Consider the following 21257-nt stretch of genomic DNA (forward strand, 5'->3'; position numbering starts at 1 on the left):
TGCTGCTGAGCGCGATGCGACAAGTTCCGGTATTTTATCGGAAAATAATTACCGAAGTTAGGAAATTAGTTACCGTCCACCCCCTACGAGCACCCTTCAGCTATGCTACGTGGCTCGATTAGGCAAGTTCACTTCTTCTTCGGCTTATACGATGCGAAAACGATTTTGCCCTCATCGAGTTGGACAATTTCTTCTTCGCTCCAGTTAGTCAGCTTATTCGTTCCTTTGACGCCGGTTAGTTTAATCTTGTATGTCTTGGCGAGATACTGATGAAGTTCTTTCATATCGGCTTCGTTCAGTTCTCTGAGCTGTTTATTGCCATGTATTTGTCCAAGAATGACGCCGATTGATTCAGCGGCTAGTGCCGTATTTGGCTGGATTCTTGCGGAGCCATAGGCAACGACGTTGGCCCCGACATTTTTGCCTGCTGTTAGAACATTTGAATAATTTTTGAGCTCGAAGGCACGCAGAGGCATACCGTATTTATCGGGGATTCCCATCTGGATTCCCCATTTGACAAAAGATACACCTTGCAGATCAAGTGGATAGCCAGCAATGCTTACATCATCCCAGTGCATCGAACCACCAAGCATATCGGATGGCTTCAGCACATATTCCGTTTCATATCGAGTAAATTCGCGTATGTAGGGGTACGTTGGAATGTCGCCCAGTTCAGCCTTCTCCCATCCTGCAATTGATTTGCGGAAATGCTCCAGAATGCCCGGCAATTCTTTGCTTCCAAGCTCAACAGCTTCCTTAATCGATTCGGGATCGGATGGATCGACTTTATAGACGAGCAGTGCGTTGATTGCCACCTGACCGCCGCCTTGGTTAAGCGCATTCAATCCACGCAAGAAAACACGATCATTACTCGTTTTAAAACGGTTGGTCATCCCGGTTAGTCCAAGTGCGAAGGATTCATTGACATAGCCCCCGCCGTAATTCTTTGTCTTGTCTGCCGCGCTTAATCCGTTAAATTCCTTGTTGAATTTTGCCCAATCCACATTCTTGAATTTCATCATGAGACCTGCTGCCATAAATTCAAGCTCTTTGCCGCCATAAAAGGAATTAGAGCTTGGCAGGGGTGTAGCTTTCAACCTGCTGCTGAGTGCGGCATGATCCGTATTCTCCACGAAGTAGTCTGCTTGAATGATCTTACTAGAACCGTTCACTGAATAGGTGATTGCTTTAACAGTTTCAAGTCCACTAGTTTCCGTTACGGTATCAATCTGCTCAATCTGAATGCCAGACGCTACGGGAATGGTGCCTACTAGTTTAGTTTGCACATAGTTTTCAAATTCAGGTAATTTGCGAATGGAACCACCTTTGAAACCTGTAAAAAGCTCTTTTACACGACCTTGCAGGAGAGAAGTGCCTGAACCGTCCTTCGCTTCGTCAAGGAAGAACATTTGCCCCTGCAGGAGCTGTCCGCCGAACTCTTTGCGGGTATCGATGATTTTGACAGATAAGCCTTCGTCAGCAGCAGCACGTGCCATGTAGAGACCTTCCATTTCACTACCGATTAAGACGAGATTGTAGTGTTCGGTTGGTAGAGGTGTTGGACTTGGTGTGGAGGCAGGTGTTGAAGCTCCTGCGGGATCTTTGGTATGCCCTAAATTGGAAGGCTTGTCGCTTGTTGCAGGGTTAATCGTAGTCACTGGCGTCTGATTGTTACCGTTTTCAGATTGCTCGGCGTTTGCTGAACTGATCCCTGCGATCAGTGATCCGGTTGCTTTGTCTGCACAAGCTGTGAGTAAAAGGGAAAAGCATAGAATTAACAGTACCGCTGTTAATTTGATAGATTTGTGCAAGGTAAGAGCCTCCTGCTAATGAAATGTTTGAATATTAAGTTAAGGATAACATGCCGATTCTATCAATAAAACTCCAATTTCAACAAAGAAATACAAATTGCTACTATTTACCTATCTAATTATTCGCAACTTATTTGAAAGTTTGATAGTCTATTAAATAGACAAGAATAAACTGGCAGCTACTATATATTGTTGCCATGGGAAATTGCGCCTCTCTTTTGACAGAAAGAGCTGTAGGTGGCGCTTCTTCTTGCGTTTCAATACATAATAGTTTCAGAGAGAGTATGGGAGAGGAGATTACAGATGAAATTACGCCACAGAATTTGGGCAGGCACTCTAGCAGTAGCACTAGCAACCCAAGTATTTATGGGCATGTCGGTTGTTAAAGCCGATACGGTAGATTTGAAATCTACGGAAATTCTAACTTCGGGTGCTGTGCTAAAAAGCTACGTATGGAAGTCAACACGCAAGGGAGCTAAAGTATCAACGAATGCGAAGGTAGTTGAGGTTGATCTGACAAATCCCAACGTCAAAATTGATACGATTACGGGTACAAACGGACAATATGCGAAGAAACAAACGGTCCTAAACATGGCGAAGGAAACAGGTGCAGTGGCTGCTGTGAATGGGGACTTTTTTAATATGCAAGCAGAAGGTGTACCTCTTGGACCGCAAATTATGAATAGCAAGCTGATGTCGAGCACATCCGATAATATGAAGGGAATGTACTCGTTCGGAATAACGAAGGATAATGAGCCTGTCGTCGATTTATTCGGGTTCAAAGGCACGATTCAAGCGGCTGACGGTTCTACTTATCCGTTAGAAGGCTATAACAAAACCTACTATTGGTACGATGATGGCACACATAGCCATACGGATGGCTTATTTATGTATACGGATACTTGGCCACTAGCAGCGAGATCGAATAACGGGTTGTCCATTCCGACTGAAGTTAAAGTTCAGAACGGCGTTATTACAGCGATTGCGCTAGACACAACCATTAAAGAAACTCCACCAGCGGACGGATATATTCTGCGAGCTGCAGGCAAATCTGCCGAATATGTAAAAGCGCATTTGAAAGTGGGCGATCCACTAATAGCAGATTATGGACTTGTTTCGCAAGATGCTAGCAAAAACTATGACATTGCAAACTTCAAAACATTGATCGGTGGGCATTCTATTCTAGTTGATGGAGGGCAACCAGCCAAGTTCTCACGCAGTGTGAATGATTTGAACGGCAATCGTTCGCGTACAGGTGTTGGTTACTCCAAGGATAAGAAGAAAGCTTATATTATTACGATCGACAAAGCATCGGGCAGTGATGGCATGACATTGCAGGAGATGCAGAACTTTATGGTAAGCATTGGCGTATGGAAAGGTCTAAATCTGGATGGAGGCGGTTCGACACAACTAGCAACTAGACCACTAGGTGAGTTTACCCCAATCCTTACGAATATAACGGAATATGGTTCTTCACGTGCAGTTGTGAATGGTCTTGGTGTATTTAGCCTTGCACCTCAAGGTACAACAGTGAAAGGCCTGACTTTGTCTGGACCAGATGAAGTGTTCTTGGGTGAGAAAATTAACTTTACCATGAAGGGTTATGACGAATATTACAACCCTGTCAAAATCGACGAGACGATGAATCCAGAATGGTCTTCTTCGACGGATGTGGGTAAATTTGATGGCAAATCTTTTGTACCGATGAAAATGGGTATGACGAAGATTACTGCGAAGATTGGCAGTGGAACAGCTACCAAGGATATTCGAGTGCTAGGTAGTGACGATATCTCAGCATTAAAAGTAACAGCTTCCAGCCAAGTGCTGAAAGAAGGCGAGACGATTAAGCTGAAAGCTAGCATTACGGATCGCAACGGCAAATCAAGATCCATTGCACCAGATGTTCTGAAATGGGAAGTTGAAGGTATTGATGCCAAGGTTGTTGGCGATGAGCTCAAGGTTGGTAGCTTGAAAGATGTGAAGCAGGCGAGAATTATTGCCAAGTACGACGGATTCTCCACAATGCTTGCATTGCCGATCGGTCAAGAGAAGATGTGGTATGACCTTGATCATGATGCGGTAATGACGAATAAAGATGTGTACCCTGCAGAAGTCGACGGAACGGTGAAGATTGTTCAGGAAGAGTCAGGTAATAAGGCGCTAGAGCTTACTTATGACTTCAAAGGTGGAACAGGCAACAAAGCACTTTATGCAACTTTTAACGGCAAAGATGGCGCGAAGATCGACGGCAAACCGCAATATATGAAAATGAACGTGTTTGGCGATAACTCCAACAACTGGGTACGTGCCGAAATTATCGATGGCGATGGTGACTTGAACCGAATTACCTTCACAGAGAACATGAACTGGGATGGATGGAAAGAGCTAACCGTTAACTTGGCGGATTATCGCTTAACGTATCCAATTAAGGTAATGAATGTGTACGTGACAAATCCTGCTGAACAGCAAGATGAGCAAGCACTTGAAGGCAAGATCATGATTGACAATATTTCCTTCATCTACCCAACGAGTACACAGCCTAAGCCGAATGCGAAGCTTGTAACGATGACGCTTAATAATAAAACCGTTCAAATGGATGGTAAGAAAATGACACTGGACCAAGCACCAGTCGAAATTAATAGTCGGACTATGGTACCAATTCGTTTTATTGCTGAGGCTTTTGGCGGTGAAGTGAAATGGGATCCTAAGGCAAAGAAAACGACTATTTTCCTAGGCAACAAAATGATCGAGCTATGGAATGGCAAGGATGAAATGGTATTCACAGGCAAGCGAGTGAAGACCGATGTTGGTCCTAGAATTATGAATGGCTTAACAATGGTGCCACTTCGTGTTATTGCTGAAGAACTGAATTGGACAGTAGGCTGGGATGCGAAGACAAAGACGATTACGCTCAAGTAATCGCCTATGAAATCCTCTAGAAGCCTTGGCAATAAATAGTGCTTTATGCGCAGACACGAAGACCCTGGATATGATACAATTAATTATTATGTTAATTCTTGTCGTGAAGGGGTTTACGTAATTTGCAATACGATGCAATTGATAGAGTTATCAAGAGTGCAATAGAAGTAATGGAAAGCAGCAAATACCAGATTTATGAGATTGTAGAAGCTGCTAGATTTGAACGTGAGTCTCTGATGAAAGAGCTTGAAGATATTAATCGTGAGACGAACCATACAATTGATCAAGTAGATAAGCTGGAAGCGGAACTCCGGCGGTCGCGCATGCGACTGTCGGAGGTTTCTCGTGATTTTAAGAAGTTCAATGAGCCTGATATTAAACAAGCCTATGATGGAACGAATATGCTCCAGTTGCAATTAACGATTGCACGCGAGAAGGAAAATCATCTGAGGGTTAGGCGCAATGAACTGCAAAAACGACTTAAGAACACCGATAAACAAATAGAGCGTACAGGCGCGATTGGTTCGCAAATGAACGTCGTGCTTGAATACTTATCGGGAGATTTAACGCAGGTTACACGAATCCTGGAATCAGCTAAGAACAGGCAGATGTTAGGTCTTCAAATTATTTTGGCGCAAGAGGAAGAACGCAAACGAATCGCTCGCGAGATTCATGACGGTATGGCGCAGACACTTGCGAATGTCGTACTGCGAAGTGAAATTGCGGAGAGATTGCTGGCGAAGGAAGACTATTCCGTTGTTAAGGCTGAGCTCAAAGAACTTAAGGGCCAAGTGCGTGGAGGTCTTGAAGATGTGCGCAAGCTGATCTTTAACCTTAGACCAATGGCGCTGGATGATTTGGGTCTTGTCCCGACACTGCGCAAGTTTACACAGGATTATGAGGAGAAGACCAGAATTCGAACGAAGTTTGAATTCAAAGGGAAAGAAACACGCCTGCCGTCTGGTATGGAAGTGGCGATATTCCGCTTGATGCAAGAGGCGTTCAGCAATGTTTATAAACATTCAAAGGCAACTTTTGCCGAGCTGGAAATTACATACGATAACGAAGATATTACAATTAAGGTTATGGATAATGGTGTTGGGTTTTATACAGAACGAATGGAACAAAAGCTGTCTAATGGGAATAATTTTGGTCTGCTCGGAATGAGAGAACGTCTAGATCTGCTAGAAGGCAGCATGACGATTGAATCCGTTATCAACGAGGGTACCACGATAAAAATGGTAATTCCGATCCGAAGAGAGAATAAGGAGGATAATAAAGATGGATAATCTGGGCAATCGCACTAGTAAGGTCAAACTCATACTCGCCGATGACCATCAATTGTTCCGTGAAGGCATGAAACGTATCATCAATATGGAAGATGATATGGTTGTAATCGGAGAAGCAGGCGACGGAATCCAAGTTGTTGAGCTATGCAATGAGATGCAATCAGAAGTGGACGTAGTCCTGATGGACATTAATATGCCGATCGAGAATGGTGTTATGGCAACTGAAAAGTTGAAAATGATTTTTCCGAATATCAAAGTTATTATTCTATCGATCCATGATGATGAAAGCTATGTGTTCGAGACATTGCGCAAGGGCGCGTCAGGCTATCTCCTGAAAGATATGGAAGCTGAATCATTGCTTGATGCTATACGATCAGTTGTCTCAGGTTATGCATACATACATCCCAAAGTTACAGGCAAGCTCATTAATCAGCTTCGTCGCATGACATATTTGGACGAAAGAGGCATTATTGACGCTTCTCAAACGACTCTCGAAAGTAATGCCAAGTTCATTCCTGCACCGACTTCTCCACTCACCAAGCGAGAATCCGAAGTGCTTGTGCTTATGTCTGAAGGCAAGAGCAACAAGACGATTGGCGAATATCTTTTTATTAGCGAAAAAACAGTTAAGAACCACGTAAGCTCGATACTCCAAAAACTCGAAGTTGATGATCGCACACAAGCCGTGATTATCTCCATCAAAAACGGCTGGGTCACACTTTAATGTGACTGGTCGTTTTTTTTATGCTAAGCAGCTTCTCAAGAATTGCACCCACAAATAACGGATTATGGCGTACTTATTTGGATGGTATCTCGGTTGGTTGGCCAAATAACGGATTTATAAGTACTTATTTAGGATCTGCAGGAGCTCTAACGTCTCGGAATGATGAAATAGATCCCTCATAATCCTCTATTCATCAAGAACGGATGTTTGTAAGTTAAATAAGCACTTGGAAGTCCGCTATTGTAATCTGATCAGGTAGAAAGTAAAAGTTATACACTTATACATGGGATCTATCTCGCAGAAACGCCTCCGTTCTTAAAAACGGTGAAACCGTTTCTTTTTGAGTATAGAGGTTTGTCTTTCCTTGGAAAATCAAGGCTGATCAGCGGTGTGCTAGGCCCAAAGTTGGACCAAGCATATCGAATTTAGGCGAAAATCCTATAAATGTGGAACTTCTGACGACTTTGGGGCATATATTGCTTTCAAAGGAGGGAGTTAACATGTGGATCGTGTTATTATCGATTGTCGGTAGTTACGCTTTATGTGTTCTGCTGCTTCACTGGTTGTATGGAGTGGGTAAGCTTCAATCTGTACCACCTACACGTATTTTACTTATTACAAACAACAATCAGAAGCACATCGAATGGGTTCTTCGCTCCATATTCTTTAGGTCTAACTTAAGAGGCACGAATATTCGGACAACGATTGTTGATAAAAGCTCCACTGACGATACGATTAAAATTGTCGAGCGTCTATCGCATAAGCATCCTCTAGAAATTCACCAATTCTCACCTACGACACCTCTTGAAGAAGTCATGCTTCAATATCCAAAGGACGCTACAATCTTCCAAGTCAATCGTATCGATTGACAGCCCTATAAACAAATCAAGGTAGGTGGTATATTGCTCGTCAATCTATATGCTAAAAGGCTAAATGGGCAGCAGTCCTGGCATCTTGCAATCGACATGGAAGCAGCTGCCCTGTTCTGGCTTGAACATGATCCAGCTAGCAGCTTGGACATGGCGATTATCGAACCTGCTATTTCACTTAGACAAGCTATTCGATTGTTGGATATGCTTGGCGGGAATAGCGGATCGCAGACACAAGGAAGTGGCGGAAGGAATGGACAAGCTAGCCCTGTTAAGAGTGGTAGAGCAAATCAGGGGTTAGCACAAGATCTCAAGTTACTCAAGCAGTATTATCAAGGGAAAAATGTCCATATACAAGCCTATAACCGCACCGAATTAGCAGCCACATTCCACAGTTCATGGCGTCCCGAATCAAAAGCGTATGAGCGTATGGTACAAGCATTAGCAGGTAGACAGCTGCTAATCGAGGAAGTTGAAAGTTTACTAGAACATGTACTATCGAGAAACACTGGGGACACGCAGGTAACTTCACAGTCTGAACGAACAAGTAACCACAAGGCTGGCTTACATACTATCTCTGGCGAAGAGCTAAGAGCCTATATCCAGTATGCTGAACTACGTGGCGACGTCGCTTTAATGAATGGGCTAGAGGCGACAGAGCGTCGTCAGCTGCCTTTATGGTGGCGTAAGCAGCAGGAGTATAGATGTCGCAGATGTGGAAGCGGAATGGAACAACTCCATTTGACACAATGCGCCACTTGTCAGGATGTCTGTGCTTATTGCGAAGCCTGTCTCACGATGGGACGCGTAAGGAATTGTTCTTTGCTAGTATACGGCTTAAGGGGAAGCGGGCATGAGCAGACGAAAGCAGCATCGGCAAATCCAATGGATCGGAGGGAAATCATACATCATCCACTTGAAGTCTATATTCAGCCTTGGGGACTCAGCCCTGCGCAAGCAGAAGCGGCGAGATCAGGCTTAACTTGGCTTGAGACGCAGACGGTTAGTAGCGTTAAAGGAAGAAACACCAAGGGAACAAGCGTCAATGAATCAAGAAGGAGCGGGGAGCCTTCGCAGTTCCTAATCTGGGCAGTCACAGGGGCAGGGAAGACGGAAATGATCTTCCCGTTTATTGGTTACACCCTCGCCCGCGGCGGCAAGGTGCTGATTGCCACGCCCCGCAGGGACGTGGTGCTGGAGCTGCGCCCGCGCGTAATGCGGGCGTTCAAGGGCCACGCCGTCGTTACCCTCTACGGCGGCAGCGAGGAACGATGGGACAGCGGCCCCATCGTTATCGCTACAACGCACCAGCTCCTGCGCTATCGCGAGGCCTTCGACCTCGTGATTATCGATGAGCTGGATGCGTTCCCCTACCACGGCGACCCCATGCTGGAGTTCGCCGCGCACAGAGCGTGCAAGCCATGCGGCAGCACGCTGCTGCTCTCCGCTACGCCGCCTGCGAAGCTGCGGCGGGATACCGTGAGGGGCAAGCTCCCTCACGTGAAGGTGCCAGCGCGATACCACGGGTACGCGCTGCCTGTCCCGCGGCAGCTGGCTGTGCCATCGCTGCCGCAAATGCGCAAGGCGGACGCGGTGCCGTCCGCCTTGCTGACTGCGCTGCGCGCATCGCTCGCACGCGGTGCGCAGCTGTTCGTGTTCGTGCCGAATATCGCCACGGTCGAACCGCTGGTGCACCTGCTTCGCCGCACGCTGCTCGCGGCACAGCCGTCTGCAGGTGGCGGTACACCACCTGCCCCCGCCCCGGCTTCGCTCGTCATCGATGGCACCTCGTCCAAAGACGCCGGCCGGACGGATAAGGTGCAGCAATTCCGCGATGGTCACATCCGGATTCTCGTGACCACCACTATCCTGGAGCGAGGCGTAACCGTGCCGAAGACGGATGTTTTTATTCTGGACGCGAACTCTCGTTTATTTGATGAAGCCTCACTCGTCCAAATGTCGGGCCGCGCAGGCCGATCCAAAGATGATCCAGCAGGCAGGGTTTACTTCGCGGCTTCCGAACGAACCAAAGCACAATCAGGCGCCATCGCGCAAATCAAAAGCATGAATCGGCTTGCGAAACGCAAAGGCTTTTTGCATGGTCGTCCACTAGAGGAGAATTGATCGATAAGATGTTCAATCGGTTGATCGGTTTATCCATCAAAAAGTAGAAAATTGTCAAAATACGCAATAAACGTTAGTAAAGCTTCATGGTATAATAGCGTATATAAGCGCATATAAGCGCATGTCAGTCACAAATCCTTTTGTCCAAAGGAGGATCTCCGATTGTCCAAGCTGGTCTCGTGGTTTCAAGACTTACATAGAGTTCTTCGTCCTGCACATCAAACTTGTATACAGTGTAATCAACAAGCAGTAATGAAAGCGGAATGGTTAGGTTTTTGCAAACGCTGCATGGAACGAATTCCTTGGATCAGAGAGATTCATTGTCCGACTTGTGGACGCTATGAGACATGCCCTGATTGTCATCGGCGAACGGATCAGAAGTTCGTGATGAATCGAAGTGCGGTACAGTACAATGCGGATATGAAAGCCATGCTCGCACGATACAAATATCGGGGTGACGAGCGTTTGTGTGAGACGATGTCGAACATGCTCATGTATGCTTACGTCCATCTGCAATCAGCTTTAACCAAGAACCAAGCATCTGGTAAACGCACTCCTAATGAGCGATATCAGCAGATCATCACCTATGTTCCGATTAGCCCAGAACGTCAGGCAGAGCGAGGATTTAATCAGGCGGAGCTGTTAGCCTTGCGATTGGGTCAACAGGTAAAGCTGCCCGTGATCGATTTATTGCAGCGCACCAGGCATACGGATAAACAAAGTTTTAAATCGAGAAGCGAACGACTGGACAGCTTGGATAATGTTTTTAGAATAAAAAAGGATATTGATAACCAGCTCATTTCAGCCGATATACATGCTATACGCATCTATGTAATAGATGACGTATATACGACAGGGAGTACCCTGCAGCAATGTGCTAGTGCAATTAAAGAAGCATGGCCTCTTGCAGAGGTCTATGGCCTAGCATGGGCGAGATAGAAACAGCTTGGATTAACCATATAGAAAATTAAGACTGAGAGGGGATTAATAATGTCGCTGAATAATATAATGAATTGTCCGCAGTGTGGGCGAATTTTTGTACGGGGATTTCGCGATGTGTGTCCGGATTGTCACAAGAAAGTAGAAGATCAATACGATACTTGCCTCAAATACTTAAGAGAGCACAATCGTTGTACGATTTATGATATGAACGAGGCTACAGGGGTTTCCATTAAGCAGATTACCAAATTCATCCGTGAAGGACGTATTTCAATTGCGAACCTGCCAAATATGAGCTATTTATGTGAAGTTTGCGGTGCGCCTATTCGTGAGAATAATATGTGCGATAGCTGCAGGCATAAATTAACGAAAGATCTTAAGAATGCGGAAGAAGATGCAGCGCGCAAAAAAAATATTATGCAAACCGAAGGCAAAATGCAGTTTAAAATCGAAGATCGTCTTAAAGATCGCCGTTAATGAGTTCTAGAACTAAAACTAAAGTTTAACATACGTTATGCCGATAATAGTCTTAAATGTTATCGGTTTTTTTGATGATATAGAATTTATAACCTTTGTGTCATAAATTCTATGTATCATTTTAAGAAACACTTCCGTCTTTATAGGATGGTGTAAACGTTTCTTCTTATGAGAGGGTGAGTTATTATGAAAATCAATGATATCCAACGATTAGGTGCCATTAATCAATATAGACGATCGGGCGAAGGAAGCTATGGCAAGGATGCTAGCAAGAATGCGAAGCGCAGAGATCAGGTTGAGATCTCAAGTGAGGCGAAGGAGCTTCAGGAATTGCAAGGGCTTCAAGGTGCTTCGAATAGATTGCGGATCGAGGAATTGAAGGAATCCGTTAATGCAGGAACGTATCATGTAGATGCCAGATTGCTTGCAGATAAACTGTTTCCTTTTGTTAAGTAAAGATCCACAGTGAAAGATCGGGTGAGCAAGTATGACCATTGACCAAATAGCCGAAATCCTTGAGAGATTTATTGAGATCCATGCCATGATGATTGAACTAGCGAAGGAGAAAACGCCAGTTCTTGTCAGTAATCAGATTGAGGGGCTTAATGTAATTCTTAGCAAGGAGAGAAAGCTTGTAACTGAGCTTAATGCGCTCGATGCCAAGCGAGTCCAAATGACCGGAGATTATCTGATTGCAAGAGGCTATGTCCCAGATCCTCGAGTGAATATCAGTGATTTAATACGGTTAACCTTTAAAGCTGATGAGAAGCTCATGCTGCAATCCTTGCAGGAGAGATTATTAAATAGCATAGCAGAATTGCGCCTTGCCAATGAATTGAATCAGCAATTAATTGAACAATCCCTGGAGTTTATTGACTATTCCCTGGATTTACTCATAGAGCCGCCTGGTGAGGATATGATTTATCAGAATCCCAATCAACCAGCTGGCAAATCTACGACAACTCTCATGTTTGATTCTAGAGCCTAAGAAGGAGTGAAAGTATGAGATCCACATTTCATGCTATAGAAACAGCCAAACGCAGCTTGTATACACAGCAAGCCGCACTCAATACAACAGGTCATAACGTAGCTAACGCCAACACGCCAGGATTCTCCAGACAGGTTGTTAATATGGCTGCAACCAAACCGCTTGAGGCGATTGGTATGAGTCGCTCTACTGCTCCGGGACAATTAGGTACGGGCGTATATTTCTCATCCATTACTCGTGTAAGAGAACAATTCCTGGATCAACAATTCCGTGATCAGAATAAAATGCTCGGAAGCTGGCAAATCCGTGCGGATAGTTTAGAAAAGCTCGAAACGATATTCAACGAACCTTCAGATACTGGTATTCGAACAGTTCTCGATAATTTTTGGAAAGCATGGTCAAGTTTAAGCCAAGATCCCGAGAATGTAACAAGCCGTAAAGTGGTCAAAGAGAATGCGATCGCTTTGACAGATACTTTTAATCAAATGTCCAAGCAGTTAACAGATATGCGTGACGATTTAACGGCAAACATTAATGTGAAAGCTTCGGAGATTAATACGACTCTTTCGACAATATCGAATTTGAATTCGGAAATTAAGAGAATTGAAAGTTTAGGCGATGATGCTAATGATTTGCGAGATCAACGAGATCTGTTAACGGATAAGCTATCTAATATCGTGAGCATTCGTGTCACTGAAACATCAGATGGTTATCAAATTTCGATGGGCAATCAAGCGCTTATTGATGGTCCGAATGTTACGCAGGTAACGCCTGATTTACTTAAAGACGCATATGATGCGGGTGACCTTAGCAGCGGTGAGGTTCACGGCATGATTTTATCACGTGATACTTATGTCGAAGACTATCTCAACCAGCTCAATGCGCTCGCTAACACCATAGCCAATGGGGAGATAGAAATTACAATTCCTGCGGGTTCGGTACTTCCAGAGGGAACGGTTCTTGGGAACCCGCCTGTAACTTATTCGGGTGCTAATCGTACGCTTAAGGATGATATTAAAGTGACGGTTGCCGGATTAAATGGTTTACATCAATTAGGCTATACATTTGATTCACCGTCATCGCAAGGAGTGCCATTCTTTACTTCTAAGGATGGGGGACCGATTACGGCTGGAAGCATCGATCTGAATGCCATCATTAAGAATGACGCGACGAAAATTGCAACCTCAATGAGAACAGCAGGAACAGGTACTTCGGAAACAACGGTTAAAGGGAATAATACTCTTGCGATGCTTGTTTCACATCTTAAAGATACAGCCTTCAAATTTAACAACCCTTCTTCAAGCGGAGTTAAAGAAGGGACACTTGATGATTACTTCCGTGCTACAGTTGGTCAATTAGGTGTTCAATCAGCAGAAGCAGGGCGTCAAACGAAGAACTTACAGACACTCGTAGATTATGTAGATTCTAGACGCGAATCCGTCAGCGGAGTATCTATGGATGAAGAAATGTCGAATATGATCAAATTCCAGCATGCTTATTCAGCTGCTGCTAGGTTCATGACAACGATTGACCAAGTGCTAGATAAGTTAATTAATAGTACTGGTGTAGTTGGACGATAGATAATAAATTTGTGACACTAATATTAATTGCTTATAGGAGGTGTTTGTGTTGTCACTTAGAGTTACACAAGGCATGCTTCATTCTCAAATGTTGAGAAATATTAATAATAATGTAGGTAGGCTTGATAAATACCAAGAAATGCAGTCAACTGGACGTAAGATCAATAAACCATCGGATGATGCTGTTGGTATCACCTATGCATTGCGTTATCGCAGTGAGATTTCCATGAATGAGCAGTATCAGAAAAATTTAGATATGGCTAAATCATTAGTTGAACATTCGGACACCACGCTTGGTCAAATTGGTGATGTGCTCCTTAGGGTTAAAGAGCTTACAGTTCAAGGAGTTAACGGAACCAATCTAGGATCCCCAATGAAGGCAATTGCAACAGAGCTTGAACAACTTTATCAGCAAATGGTGAGCCTAGGAAATGATCAATTAAATGGCAGATATATTTTTAACGGGCAATTTACAGATAAACTACCATATCCAGATGGGGTTCTACCTCAAGATGCTCAATCAGATCCTCAACTGATTAATTATAAATTTGCGGCTGGAGTCACGATTCCGATTAATATAACAGGCAATGAAGTGTTCGGTCCCCCTGTTGGCTCAGCCGGTGATCAAGGTGACAATATGTTTGCTGTTATTAAAGGATTAGCGGATGCATTTAATTCGGATGATACAGCAACTGCATCGTCATTACTGGTAAAATTGGAACAACGCTTTCAGAAGGTACTCGATGTTCGATCAGATGTCGGTGCGAGAGCGAATCGGATTGATTTAATTGATAATCGTCTTAAGGATCTTGATCTGAACTTGAATGAGCTTAGTGGTAAAACAGAAGATGCAGATATGGCTGAAGTTATTATGAATCTCAAAATGGCGGAGAATGTGTATCAGGCTTCATTGAGTACAGGTGCTAAGGTCATTCAACCAAGTCTAGTTGATTTTCTAAGATAATACTCTAGTGAGAGGAGCATGAGCTGATGGATCGTTTACGACTTTCTATTCATCAAACAAACGCATTAATCGGGATGGAAAGTAAGGATTCATCTATTTCGATGCGCTCGCCACATGGAGAATTATCGATTGAGCAGCCCAAAGCAAAGATGGATATTCAATCACCTAAAGGTGAACTCGTAATTGATTCGTCCAAGGCTTTAGATGCATTGGCAATGGGACCTCATTTAAGGTTTATGAACAATATCTATAGTCAGTCGCCTAATGTACTGCAGCAAGCTATAAGTAAGATTGTTGAAGATGGCAATCGTATGATACAGATTACGAATCCTAGGAACGCATTTGCCGATAACGCAGCAGATGTTTTCACGCGAAAGAATCCAATCGAGTACGCTACCCCAGCATCTTGCCTAAATGTTGAGGTTCAATACTATCCTCAAAAACCAATCGTTCATATTGAGCAACAAAGACCAATTATTAATTACACACCACATATGCCAGAAATTCAATACAATCCAGGGTTTCTAAATATATATCTTCAACAGAAGAATTCGATTCAATTTAGTGTTAGCAAGTATAATATGTATGCATAGATATTCCTAATGCTATAGCTCTATAAGCTATAGCATTAAGTGTTCTGAGGGAGGATACAACATGCTAGAACAATTGCATGGTAAAGAGATTGATTTTAAGGGTAGTGTGTTGGGATTTAAAGAACTTAACAAGTTTGAGTTTAATGTGGTGGATGCAGAGACGCCTTATGTATTTTTACAAAGCAAGGAGGATCAAGCTGTTGGTTTTCTAGTAACAGTTCCCTTCGTATTCAATTCCGAGTATAGCCTCGAAATTGATGATCATTATAAGGAGATACTTGAAATCCATCGTCATGAAGATGTAATTGTGCTTTCGATCGTGACGATTAAAGAACCGTTTGAGCAATCAACGATGAATTTGCTAGCTCCTATTGTGATCAATATATCGAATGGATTGGGGAACCAGATCGTTCTTCCGCCAAAATGCCCATATGGTACGAAAGAACCGCTATTCAAACAAATTGAAGTAGAAAGCGGGGAATAGAGTCATGTTAGTTCTTAATCGTAAAGTGGGACAATCGATTATGATCGGCAATGATATTGAAATTGTTATTACTTCCGTTGAGGGTGATCAGGTTAAGATTGGCTTTCAAGCGCCGAACTCAGTGAACATTTTGCGCAAAGAAATCTACGATACAGTCGAACAAAGTAATAAAGAGGCAGTTACTGCAAAATTTAATCTAGATAATTTGAGAAAAAGAGAGAAATAAGTAGATTTTGGGATGAGTTTATGAGATATCATGATAAAAATCAATAATTTTGGACAGAAATCGATTAAATTTAATAAATTGTCTATTACATTGTAGACGACATTAACCGATATATATATTACAGGCCAAGAGCCTATTCCACATGGATGTGGAAATCCAAATTTCAAGGAGGAAATATCAATGATTATTAATCACAACCTTAATGCAATGAACACTCACCGTGCGATGGGTAACAATACTCTTCAATCCGGTAAGAACATGGAAAAGCTATCTTCAGGTCTTCGCATCAACCGTGCTGCTGACGATGCTGCAGGTCTTTCCATTTCCGAGAAAATGCGCGGACAAATCCGTGGTCTTGACCAAGCTCAACGTAATGCTCAAGACGGTATCTCATTAGTACAAACTGCTGAAGGAGCTATGACAGAAATCTCCGATATGCTAGTTCGTATGAAAGAATTGCACGTTCAAAGAGCAAACGGCACTTACAATGGTAATGACAAAGCTAATATTGACGCAGAACTTACTGCATTAACTTCTGAAATTGATAGTATTACAACTAGAACTACATTTAATGGTATTGATGTATTCGATGCTAGTAAAACTGTTGACATTCAAATTGATGATGCTGCTGAAAAACTAACCATTACATTGCCTGCTAAAACATCAATCGTGCCAGCTACTGGTGCTACATTAGGTGACATTAATACCCTAATTGACACAGTATCAACACAACGTGCTAATTTAGGTGCTATTCAAAACCGCCTAGAGCATACAGTTAACAACTTGGGTGCTACTTCTGAGAATTTACAGGCATCTGAGTCCCGTATTCGTGACACAGACATGGCGAAGGAAATGGTTCAACTTAGCAAGAACAACATTCTTCTTCAAGCTTCTCAAGCTATGCTTGCTCAAGCTAACCAAAATCCACAAGGCGTTCTACAATTGCTTCGTTAATTTTTTCTTAGAATGGACCTTAGAATTTTCTAAGGTCTTTTTCTTATTTAATGCTTATTACAGGGAACTATATGAAAACTATTTCGTTTATAATGATTATTAATAACGTGGAGAATAATCTTGCTCGGTGCTTGCAATGTGCTCAATTACTTAAGGATGAAATAATCGAAACAATCTATTACAAGAATTGGAAATTAAAGATCATCTGAATGATCCTTATTATAGATATTAAATGGCAAAGGAATATCGCGATTTAAAGCTAATTGAAAATAGTAATGCGTACTTTTGGGTAGCGATAAATCATTTAGAACAATTTCTGTAACTCTCTAACTATTAAAAGCGAGGTGTCCGATAATAAGGTTAAGATCTTTATTATGGAGCGTGAAGTTATGGATATTGATAAAGTTAATTCGGTAGAGCCTGTTAAGGTCAGTCATACTCGTCAATCAATAACAAAAGAAGCTTCTCAACCTAGTACACCGATTAAGAATATGGCAGGACTTAAGCAGGCGGAGCTGCAAGGAAGTGTCTCTATTAGTGAGCAACAGTTAATTAGAGCCATTGATCGTGCTATCAAACATATGCAAGGTCCAACTACTTCCTTAGAATTCTCTGTACATAATAAGACTCATGAAATTATGGTCAAGGTAACGGATAAGGATACAGGTGAAGTTATTCGTGAGATTCCGCCTGAGAAGACACTAGATTTTGTTGCCAAGCTATGGGAAATGGCTGGAATATTAATTGATGAACGTAGATAGGGGGAGAACACGATGAGAATAAGCGGTTTTGCGTCTGGAATGGATATAGATTCAATGGTACAGCAATTGATGAAGGCTAAACGTATACCAGTTGATACTTTAGGGCAGAAGAAACAGATACTCGAATGGAGACGAGAGAGCTATCGTGAAATTAATGCGAAGATCGTCGATTTTCGTAATAACAAATTATTTAATTATAATAAAGCTGGCACATTTGGACAAATGAAAGCTCAAGTATCAGGTGATACAGCGGCAATATCTGTTAAGGCAGATGGTAGTGCTATAAATGGGACAATGTCGATAAAGGTTGATAGCTTAGCTGAACCAAGAACAACCGTAGGTGAGGCTTTTATCAAAAAGGGCTCCGAGATTGATGTAACGAAGAAACTGACTGAGCAACTAGATAGTTTTATAGATGATAGTTTAATTACTGATCAAAAATATACTTTTTCTATAAATGGTACAAAAATTACAGTTAATCCAAGTGAAATGTCAATGAAAGACATTATTTCAGAAATCAACTCCAAGACTGATGTTCAAGCAATTTATGATGAAGGTAAAGGTGCATTATTATTAACTACAAAGCAAACTGGTAAAAATGCAACCATAGAAATTCTTGCTGATCCTAATGACCCCAATGATCCCAATTTTTCGAAAAATGATGAATTCTTGAAAAATGCACTTGGAATAACAGAAGAAAGTATAAAAAATAGTAAGCCAGGACAAGATGCTAGTCTTGTAATTAATGGTGTATCTACAACTCGTTCAAGCAATTCATTTACGATTAATGGTGTTAGTATTACATTAAACGCAAAAGGTTCATCTACAATTACGACTAGTAGAGATATTGATAAAATTGTTGACGACATCAAAAGCTTTATTAATGATTATAATGATCTCATCAAACTGCTGAATGATAAAACTCGTGAAGAACGTTATAGTAAGTATAAACCATTAACGGACGATCAGCGTAAAGATATGAAAGAAAGTGAAATTACGTTATGGGAGTCCAAAGCCAAAAGCGGACTGCTTAAGAATGACGGCATCTTAACCAAAGCACTTGCTGATATGAGATTGAGTATCTATTCTGAGGTAGAGACAACAGGAAGTAAGAACATTCAGCAGATTACCCAGATTGGTATTGAAACGGGTTTGCGTACAGATCTTGGAAAGTTATACTTAAAAGATGAAGATAAATTAAGAGATGCTCTTACCAAGGATCCTGATGCAGTAATTGCGTTGTTTACTGCTTCTCCTGCTCTTGAACCTAGTGAAGCAGGTTCTACCAATATGGTTCAGAAGCCTGAGAAAACAGGTATATTCCAAAGGCTTTACAATAATTTAAAAGATGCTCTGACTTCGATTTCTGACAAAGCTGGTACTAGTGCATATTCTACTTCTCTTACAGATACACTGAAGTCAGATAGTATTCTAGGTAAGGGAATTAAAGAATTAGTTGACAAAATTAGAACTCAAAATGACAATCTGAGTATGTTAGAAAAACGTTACTATCGTCAATTCACGGCAATGGAAACAGCGATGAATAAATTCAATTCGCAGTCTAGTTCATTATTTGGCATGACTAATGGATAGTAGATTATAGGGGGAACTTATTTATGCTTCAGGCTAATCCCAATAAATATTTGGAAACGGCAGTTCAGACAGCTTCTCCAGGTCAGTTGCTCTTAATGCTTTATGATGGTGTTATTCGCTCATGCAAACAGAGCATTAAATACTTAGAAATAATGGACTATCCAAACGCAAATAAAAGCTTACTTAAGGCACAGAGAATCATAAGTGAGCTTAGGGTTACATTGGATAATAAGTATCCTATATCACAAGAGCTGTATAGCATCTATGAATATTTTGGTTTCCGATTGATTCAAGCTAACTTAAAGAAGGATGCAGCTCAAGTTGAAGAAGTGCTTGCCTATTTTATCGAGTTAAAAGAAGCTTGGATTGAGGCATCGAAAATAGCTAATACGCAAGGTGCCAAGGCTAATGGATAACTTATTGCAAAGTCTTGAGCTTGCCACCAATGATGTCATTACTAATCTAAATACCCTTGATTATGAAGACTTCGTAAAGTTTGTTGATCAAAGGGGAGTTGTCATATCTCAGATTGTGGAATTGTCACAGTCGGGATGTAAATTAACGGCTGTTCAAAAGGAGCAATTAGAGAGAATTCTAGCATCTGATACACCTATTCGTGATCGAATGCAAGAAATTAAGCTTGAGGCAGAAGTAGGTTTGCAAAAACTCAATAATGGCAGACTACAGCATTCCGTATATGAGAAAGCTTACTCAGTTGAAAGTTTGTTTTATGATCAGAGGAAATAGACAAAGAGAGCGGATGGAATAAAGCTATGTTGCTTTTCCGGTCCGTTCTTTTTCTTTTGATAAACTTTGTTTGAAATATTTAATTAATCAGCATCATAAAAGTGGTTATATACGGGTTTTACACAGGGCTCGAGGCGAATTAGAAATCACAGATGTATTAATGCCTTATATCGCGAAATTGATGGGGTGATTTTGTTGAGATTGTTAGTAACTGGCGGTGCGGGATTCATTGGAAGCAACTTTATTCACTATATCTTTAATCGATATCCCGATTATCAAATCACCAATTTTGATGCTCTAACCTATGCTGGAAATTTAAATAATTTAATCGATATACAGGATAACGTAAATTATACCTTTGTGAAGGGCGATATTGCGGATCGTCACGCTGTTGATATGGTGTTTGCTGAAGGGGATTTTGATTGTGTGGTCAATTTTGCTGCAGAATCTCATGTGGATCGCAGCATTTCTCAGCCTGATATTTTTGTACGCACGAATGTACTTGGCGTTCAGACCTTGCTTGATGCTGCAAAGAAATTCAAGATTTCTAAATTCGTTCAAATATCAACGGATGAAGTGTACGGCAGTTTAGGTGCTACGGGATTGTTTAGTGAAACGATGCCGCTTTCTCCCAACAGTCCTTATTCAGCAAGCAAAGCGGGGGGCGACATGCTTGTCCGTGCCTATTATGAAACATTCCAAATGCCTGTATGTATTACCCGCTGCTCCAATAATTACGGTCCATATCATTTCCCTGAAAAATTAATCCCGCTGATGATTATTAATGCTTTACACGATCAGTCTCTGCCTGTGTATGGTGATGGTCTGAATATACGAGATTGGTTGTATGTGGAGGACCATTGTGCGGCTATTGATTTAGTATTGCACAAAGGAATTGCTGGAGAGGTTTATAATATTGGCGGCAATAATGAACAAACCAATATCGCTATTGTCCAAGATATCCTTCATCAGCTAGGCAAGCCTCAATCCCTTATTCAATTTGTTAAAGATCGTCCGGGTCATGATCGTAGATATGCAATTGACGCTAGCAAAATTCGTAAGGAATTAGGATGGATACCTAAGTATGAATTTAATACTGGGATTAGCACAACGATTCAATGGTATCTGGATAATAAGCCTTGGTGGGAAGAAATTATTAACGGCAGTTATCAGCAATATTATACTAAACAGTATGGTTCTAGGTTGTGAAATAAG

23 protein-coding genes are annotated in these 21257 nt (G+C 42.0%); 22 read left to right on the forward strand and 1 reads right to left on the reverse strand.

Annotated elements, in window-relative coordinates; translation table 11 throughout:
- Positions 1–128: 128 nt before the first annotated feature.
- Complete coding sequence (locus E0485_RS12660; RefSeq protein ID WP_235857555.1) at positions 129–1811, reverse strand: FAD-dependent oxidoreductase; 1683 nt, start codon at positions 1809–1811, stop codon at positions 129–131.
- A gap of 303 nt (positions 1812–2114) precedes the next feature.
- Between E0485_RS12660 and E0485_RS12665 the strand changes: the two genes are divergently transcribed.
- From E0485_RS12665 to rfbB, 22 genes are all read left to right on the forward strand, one after another.
- Entirely contained in the window at positions 2115–4730 is a 2616-nt protein-coding gene (locus tag E0485_RS12665; RefSeq protein WP_132418421.1) for a stalk domain-containing protein, read from the forward strand.
- A gap of 122 nt (positions 4731–4852) precedes the next feature.
- Entirely contained in the window at positions 4853–6019 is a 1167-nt protein-coding gene (locus E0485_RS12670) for a sensor histidine kinase (RefSeq protein ID WP_132418422.1), read from the forward strand.
- Positions 6012–6743 carry a response regulator gene (locus E0485_RS12675; protein ID WP_132418423.1) on the forward strand — a complete coding sequence of 244 codons (732 nt, stop codon included), beginning with the start codon at positions 6012–6014 and terminating at the stop codon, positions 6741–6743. The genes E0485_RS12670 and E0485_RS12675 overlap by 8 nt, the downstream gene beginning before the upstream one ends.
- Before the next feature lie 500 nt (positions 6744–7243).
- A complete protein-coding gene (locus E0485_RS12680; protein WP_132418424.1) occupies positions 7244–7612 on the forward strand; it encodes a glycosyltransferase family protein in 369 nt (122 codons plus the stop codon).
- A gap of 85 nt (positions 7613–7697) precedes the next feature.
- Positions 7698–7913, forward strand: coding sequence for a hypothetical protein (locus E0485_RS25110; RefSeq protein WP_165921162.1), 216 nt, complete (start codon positions 7698–7700; stop codon positions 7911–7913).
- A 552-nt stretch (positions 7914–8465) separates the two neighbouring features.
- The gene (locus tag E0485_RS25690; RefSeq protein WP_268957566.1) at positions 8466–8594 is read left to right on the forward strand and encodes a hypothetical protein; all 129 of its coding nucleotides are present in this window, start codon (positions 8466–8468) and stop codon (positions 8592–8594) included.
- 134 nt (positions 8595–8728) lie between these two features.
- Entirely contained in the window at positions 8729–9736 is a 1008-nt protein-coding gene (locus E0485_RS25515; protein ID WP_235857556.1) for a helicase-related protein, read from the forward strand.
- A 162-nt stretch (positions 9737–9898) separates the two neighbouring features.
- Positions 9899–10675, forward strand: a complete 777-nt coding sequence (locus tag E0485_RS12690) for a ComF family protein (protein WP_132418425.1) — start codon at positions 9899–9901, stop codon at positions 10673–10675.
- A 51-nt stretch (positions 10676–10726) separates the two neighbouring features.
- Positions 10727–11152, forward strand: coding sequence for a TIGR03826 family flagellar region protein (locus E0485_RS12695; protein WP_132418426.1), 426 nt, complete (start codon positions 10727–10729; stop codon positions 11150–11152).
- A gap of 186 nt (positions 11153–11338) precedes the next feature.
- Positions 11339–11608: a flagellar biosynthesis anti-sigma factor FlgM gene (flgM, locus tag E0485_RS12700; RefSeq protein WP_132418427.1), complete on the forward strand. Its 270-nt coding sequence runs from the start codon at positions 11339–11341 to the stop codon at positions 11606–11608.
- Between the two features lie 31 nt (positions 11609–11639).
- Positions 11640–12140, forward strand: a complete 501-nt coding sequence (locus E0485_RS12705) for a flagellar protein FlgN (protein WP_132418428.1) — start codon at positions 11640–11642, stop codon at positions 12138–12140.
- A gap of 14 nt (positions 12141–12154) precedes the next feature.
- On the forward strand, positions 12155–13720 hold the full coding sequence (flgK, locus tag E0485_RS12710) for a flagellar hook-associated protein FlgK (RefSeq protein ID WP_132418429.1): 1566 nt from the start codon (positions 12155–12157) through the stop codon (positions 13718–13720).
- Between the two features lie 46 nt (positions 13721–13766).
- Entirely contained in the window at positions 13767–14684 is a 918-nt protein-coding gene (gene flgL, locus E0485_RS12715; RefSeq protein WP_328591312.1) for a flagellar hook-associated protein FlgL, read from the forward strand.
- A 26-nt stretch (positions 14685–14710) separates the two neighbouring features.
- On the forward strand, positions 14711–15277 hold the full coding sequence (locus tag E0485_RS12720) for a DUF6470 family protein (protein ID WP_132418431.1): 567 nt from the start codon (positions 14711–14713) through the stop codon (positions 15275–15277).
- 61 nt (positions 15278–15338) lie between these two features.
- Positions 15339–15761, forward strand: a complete 423-nt coding sequence (gene fliW, locus E0485_RS12725) for a flagellar assembly protein FliW (RefSeq protein WP_132418432.1) — start codon at positions 15339–15341, stop codon at positions 15759–15761.
- A gap of 4 nt (positions 15762–15765) precedes the next feature.
- Positions 15766–15987: a carbon storage regulator CsrA gene (gene csrA / locus E0485_RS12730; protein ID WP_132418433.1), complete on the forward strand. Its 222-nt coding sequence runs from the start codon at positions 15766–15768 to the stop codon at positions 15985–15987.
- Between the two features lie 180 nt (positions 15988–16167).
- Positions 16168–16941 carry a flagellin N-terminal helical domain-containing protein gene (locus E0485_RS12735; RefSeq protein WP_132418434.1) on the forward strand — a complete coding sequence of 258 codons (774 nt, stop codon included), beginning with the start codon at positions 16168–16170 and terminating at the stop codon, positions 16939–16941.
- A 389-nt stretch (positions 16942–17330) separates the two neighbouring features.
- Positions 17331–17702, forward strand: a complete 372-nt coding sequence (locus E0485_RS12740) for a flagellar protein FlaG (protein ID WP_207910978.1) — start codon at positions 17331–17333, stop codon at positions 17700–17702.
- 12 nt (positions 17703–17714) lie between these two features.
- Positions 17715–19295: a flagellar filament capping protein FliD gene (fliD, locus tag E0485_RS12745; RefSeq protein WP_132418436.1), complete on the forward strand. Its 1581-nt coding sequence runs from the start codon at positions 17715–17717 to the stop codon at positions 19293–19295.
- Between the two features lie 23 nt (positions 19296–19318).
- Positions 19319–19711 carry a flagellar export chaperone FliS gene (gene fliS / locus E0485_RS12750; protein WP_132418437.1) on the forward strand — a complete coding sequence of 131 codons (393 nt, stop codon included), beginning with the start codon at positions 19319–19321 and terminating at the stop codon, positions 19709–19711.
- Positions 19704–20042, forward strand: coding sequence for a hypothetical protein (locus E0485_RS12755; RefSeq protein WP_132418438.1), 339 nt, complete (start codon positions 19704–19706; stop codon positions 20040–20042). Before fliS ends, E0485_RS12755 begins: the two co-directional genes overlap by 8 nt.
- Before the next feature lie 195 nt (positions 20043–20237).
- Positions 20238–21251, forward strand: coding sequence for a dTDP-glucose 4,6-dehydratase (rfbB, locus tag E0485_RS12760; RefSeq protein WP_132418439.1), 1014 nt, complete (start codon positions 20238–20240; stop codon positions 21249–21251).
- Positions 21252–21257: the final 6 nt, after the last annotated feature.

The organism is Paenibacillus albiflavus (assembly GCF_004344915.1).
GTDB lineage: Bacteria > Bacillota > Bacilli > Paenibacillales > NBRC-103111 > Paenibacillus_AM > Paenibacillus_AM albiflavus.

What these genes read in the sequence shown, in the direction of transcription:
- E0485_RS12665 (WP_132418421.1), top strand. Translation starts at nt 2,115, where the DNA reads ATGAAATTACGCCACAGAATTTGGGCAGGCACTCTAGCAGTAGCACTA.
- E0485_RS12675 (WP_132418423.1), top strand. Translation starts at nt 6,012, where the DNA reads ATGGATAATCTGGGCAATCGCACTAGTAAGGTCAAACTCATACTCGCC.
- E0485_RS12680 (WP_132418424.1), top strand. Translation starts at nt 7,244, where the DNA reads ATGTGGATCGTGTTATTATCGATTGTCGGTAGTTACGCTTTATGTGTT.
- E0485_RS25690 (WP_268957566.1), top strand. Translation starts at nt 8,466, where the DNA reads ATGAGCAGACGAAAGCAGCATCGGCAAATCCAATGGATCGGAGGGAAA.
- E0485_RS25515 (WP_235857556.1), top strand. Translation starts at nt 8,729, where the DNA reads ATGATCTTCCCGTTTATTGGTTACACCCTCGCCCGCGGCGGCAAGGTG.
- E0485_RS12695 (WP_132418426.1), top strand. Translation starts at nt 10,727, where the DNA reads ATGTCGCTGAATAATATAATGAATTGTCCGCAGTGTGGGCGAATTTTT.
- flgM (WP_132418427.1), top strand. Translation starts at nt 11,339, where the DNA reads ATGAAAATCAATGATATCCAACGATTAGGTGCCATTAATCAATATAGA.
- E0485_RS12705 (WP_132418428.1), top strand. Translation starts at nt 11,640, where the DNA reads ATGACCATTGACCAAATAGCCGAAATCCTTGAGAGATTTATTGAGATC.
- flgK (WP_132418429.1), top strand. Translation starts at nt 12,155, where the DNA reads ATGAGATCCACATTTCATGCTATAGAAACAGCCAAACGCAGCTTGTAT.
- E0485_RS12720 (WP_132418431.1), top strand. Translation starts at nt 14,711, where the DNA reads ATGGATCGTTTACGACTTTCTATTCATCAAACAAACGCATTAATCGGG.
- fliW (WP_132418432.1), top strand. Translation starts at nt 15,339, where the DNA reads ATGCTAGAACAATTGCATGGTAAAGAGATTGATTTTAAGGGTAGTGTG.
- csrA (WP_132418433.1), top strand. Translation starts at nt 15,766, where the DNA reads ATGTTAGTTCTTAATCGTAAAGTGGGACAATCGATTATGATCGGCAAT.
- E0485_RS12735 (WP_132418434.1), top strand. Translation starts at nt 16,168, where the DNA reads ATGATTATTAATCACAACCTTAATGCAATGAACACTCACCGTGCGATG.
- E0485_RS12740 (WP_207910978.1), top strand. Translation starts at nt 17,331, where the DNA reads ATGGATATTGATAAAGTTAATTCGGTAGAGCCTGTTAAGGTCAGTCAT.
- fliD (WP_132418436.1), top strand. Translation starts at nt 17,715, where the DNA reads ATGAGAATAAGCGGTTTTGCGTCTGGAATGGATATAGATTCAATGGTA.
- fliS (WP_132418437.1), top strand. Translation starts at nt 19,319, where the DNA reads ATGCTTCAGGCTAATCCCAATAAATATTTGGAAACGGCAGTTCAGACA.
- E0485_RS12755 (WP_132418438.1), top strand. Translation starts at nt 19,704, where the DNA reads ATGGATAACTTATTGCAAAGTCTTGAGCTTGCCACCAATGATGTCATT.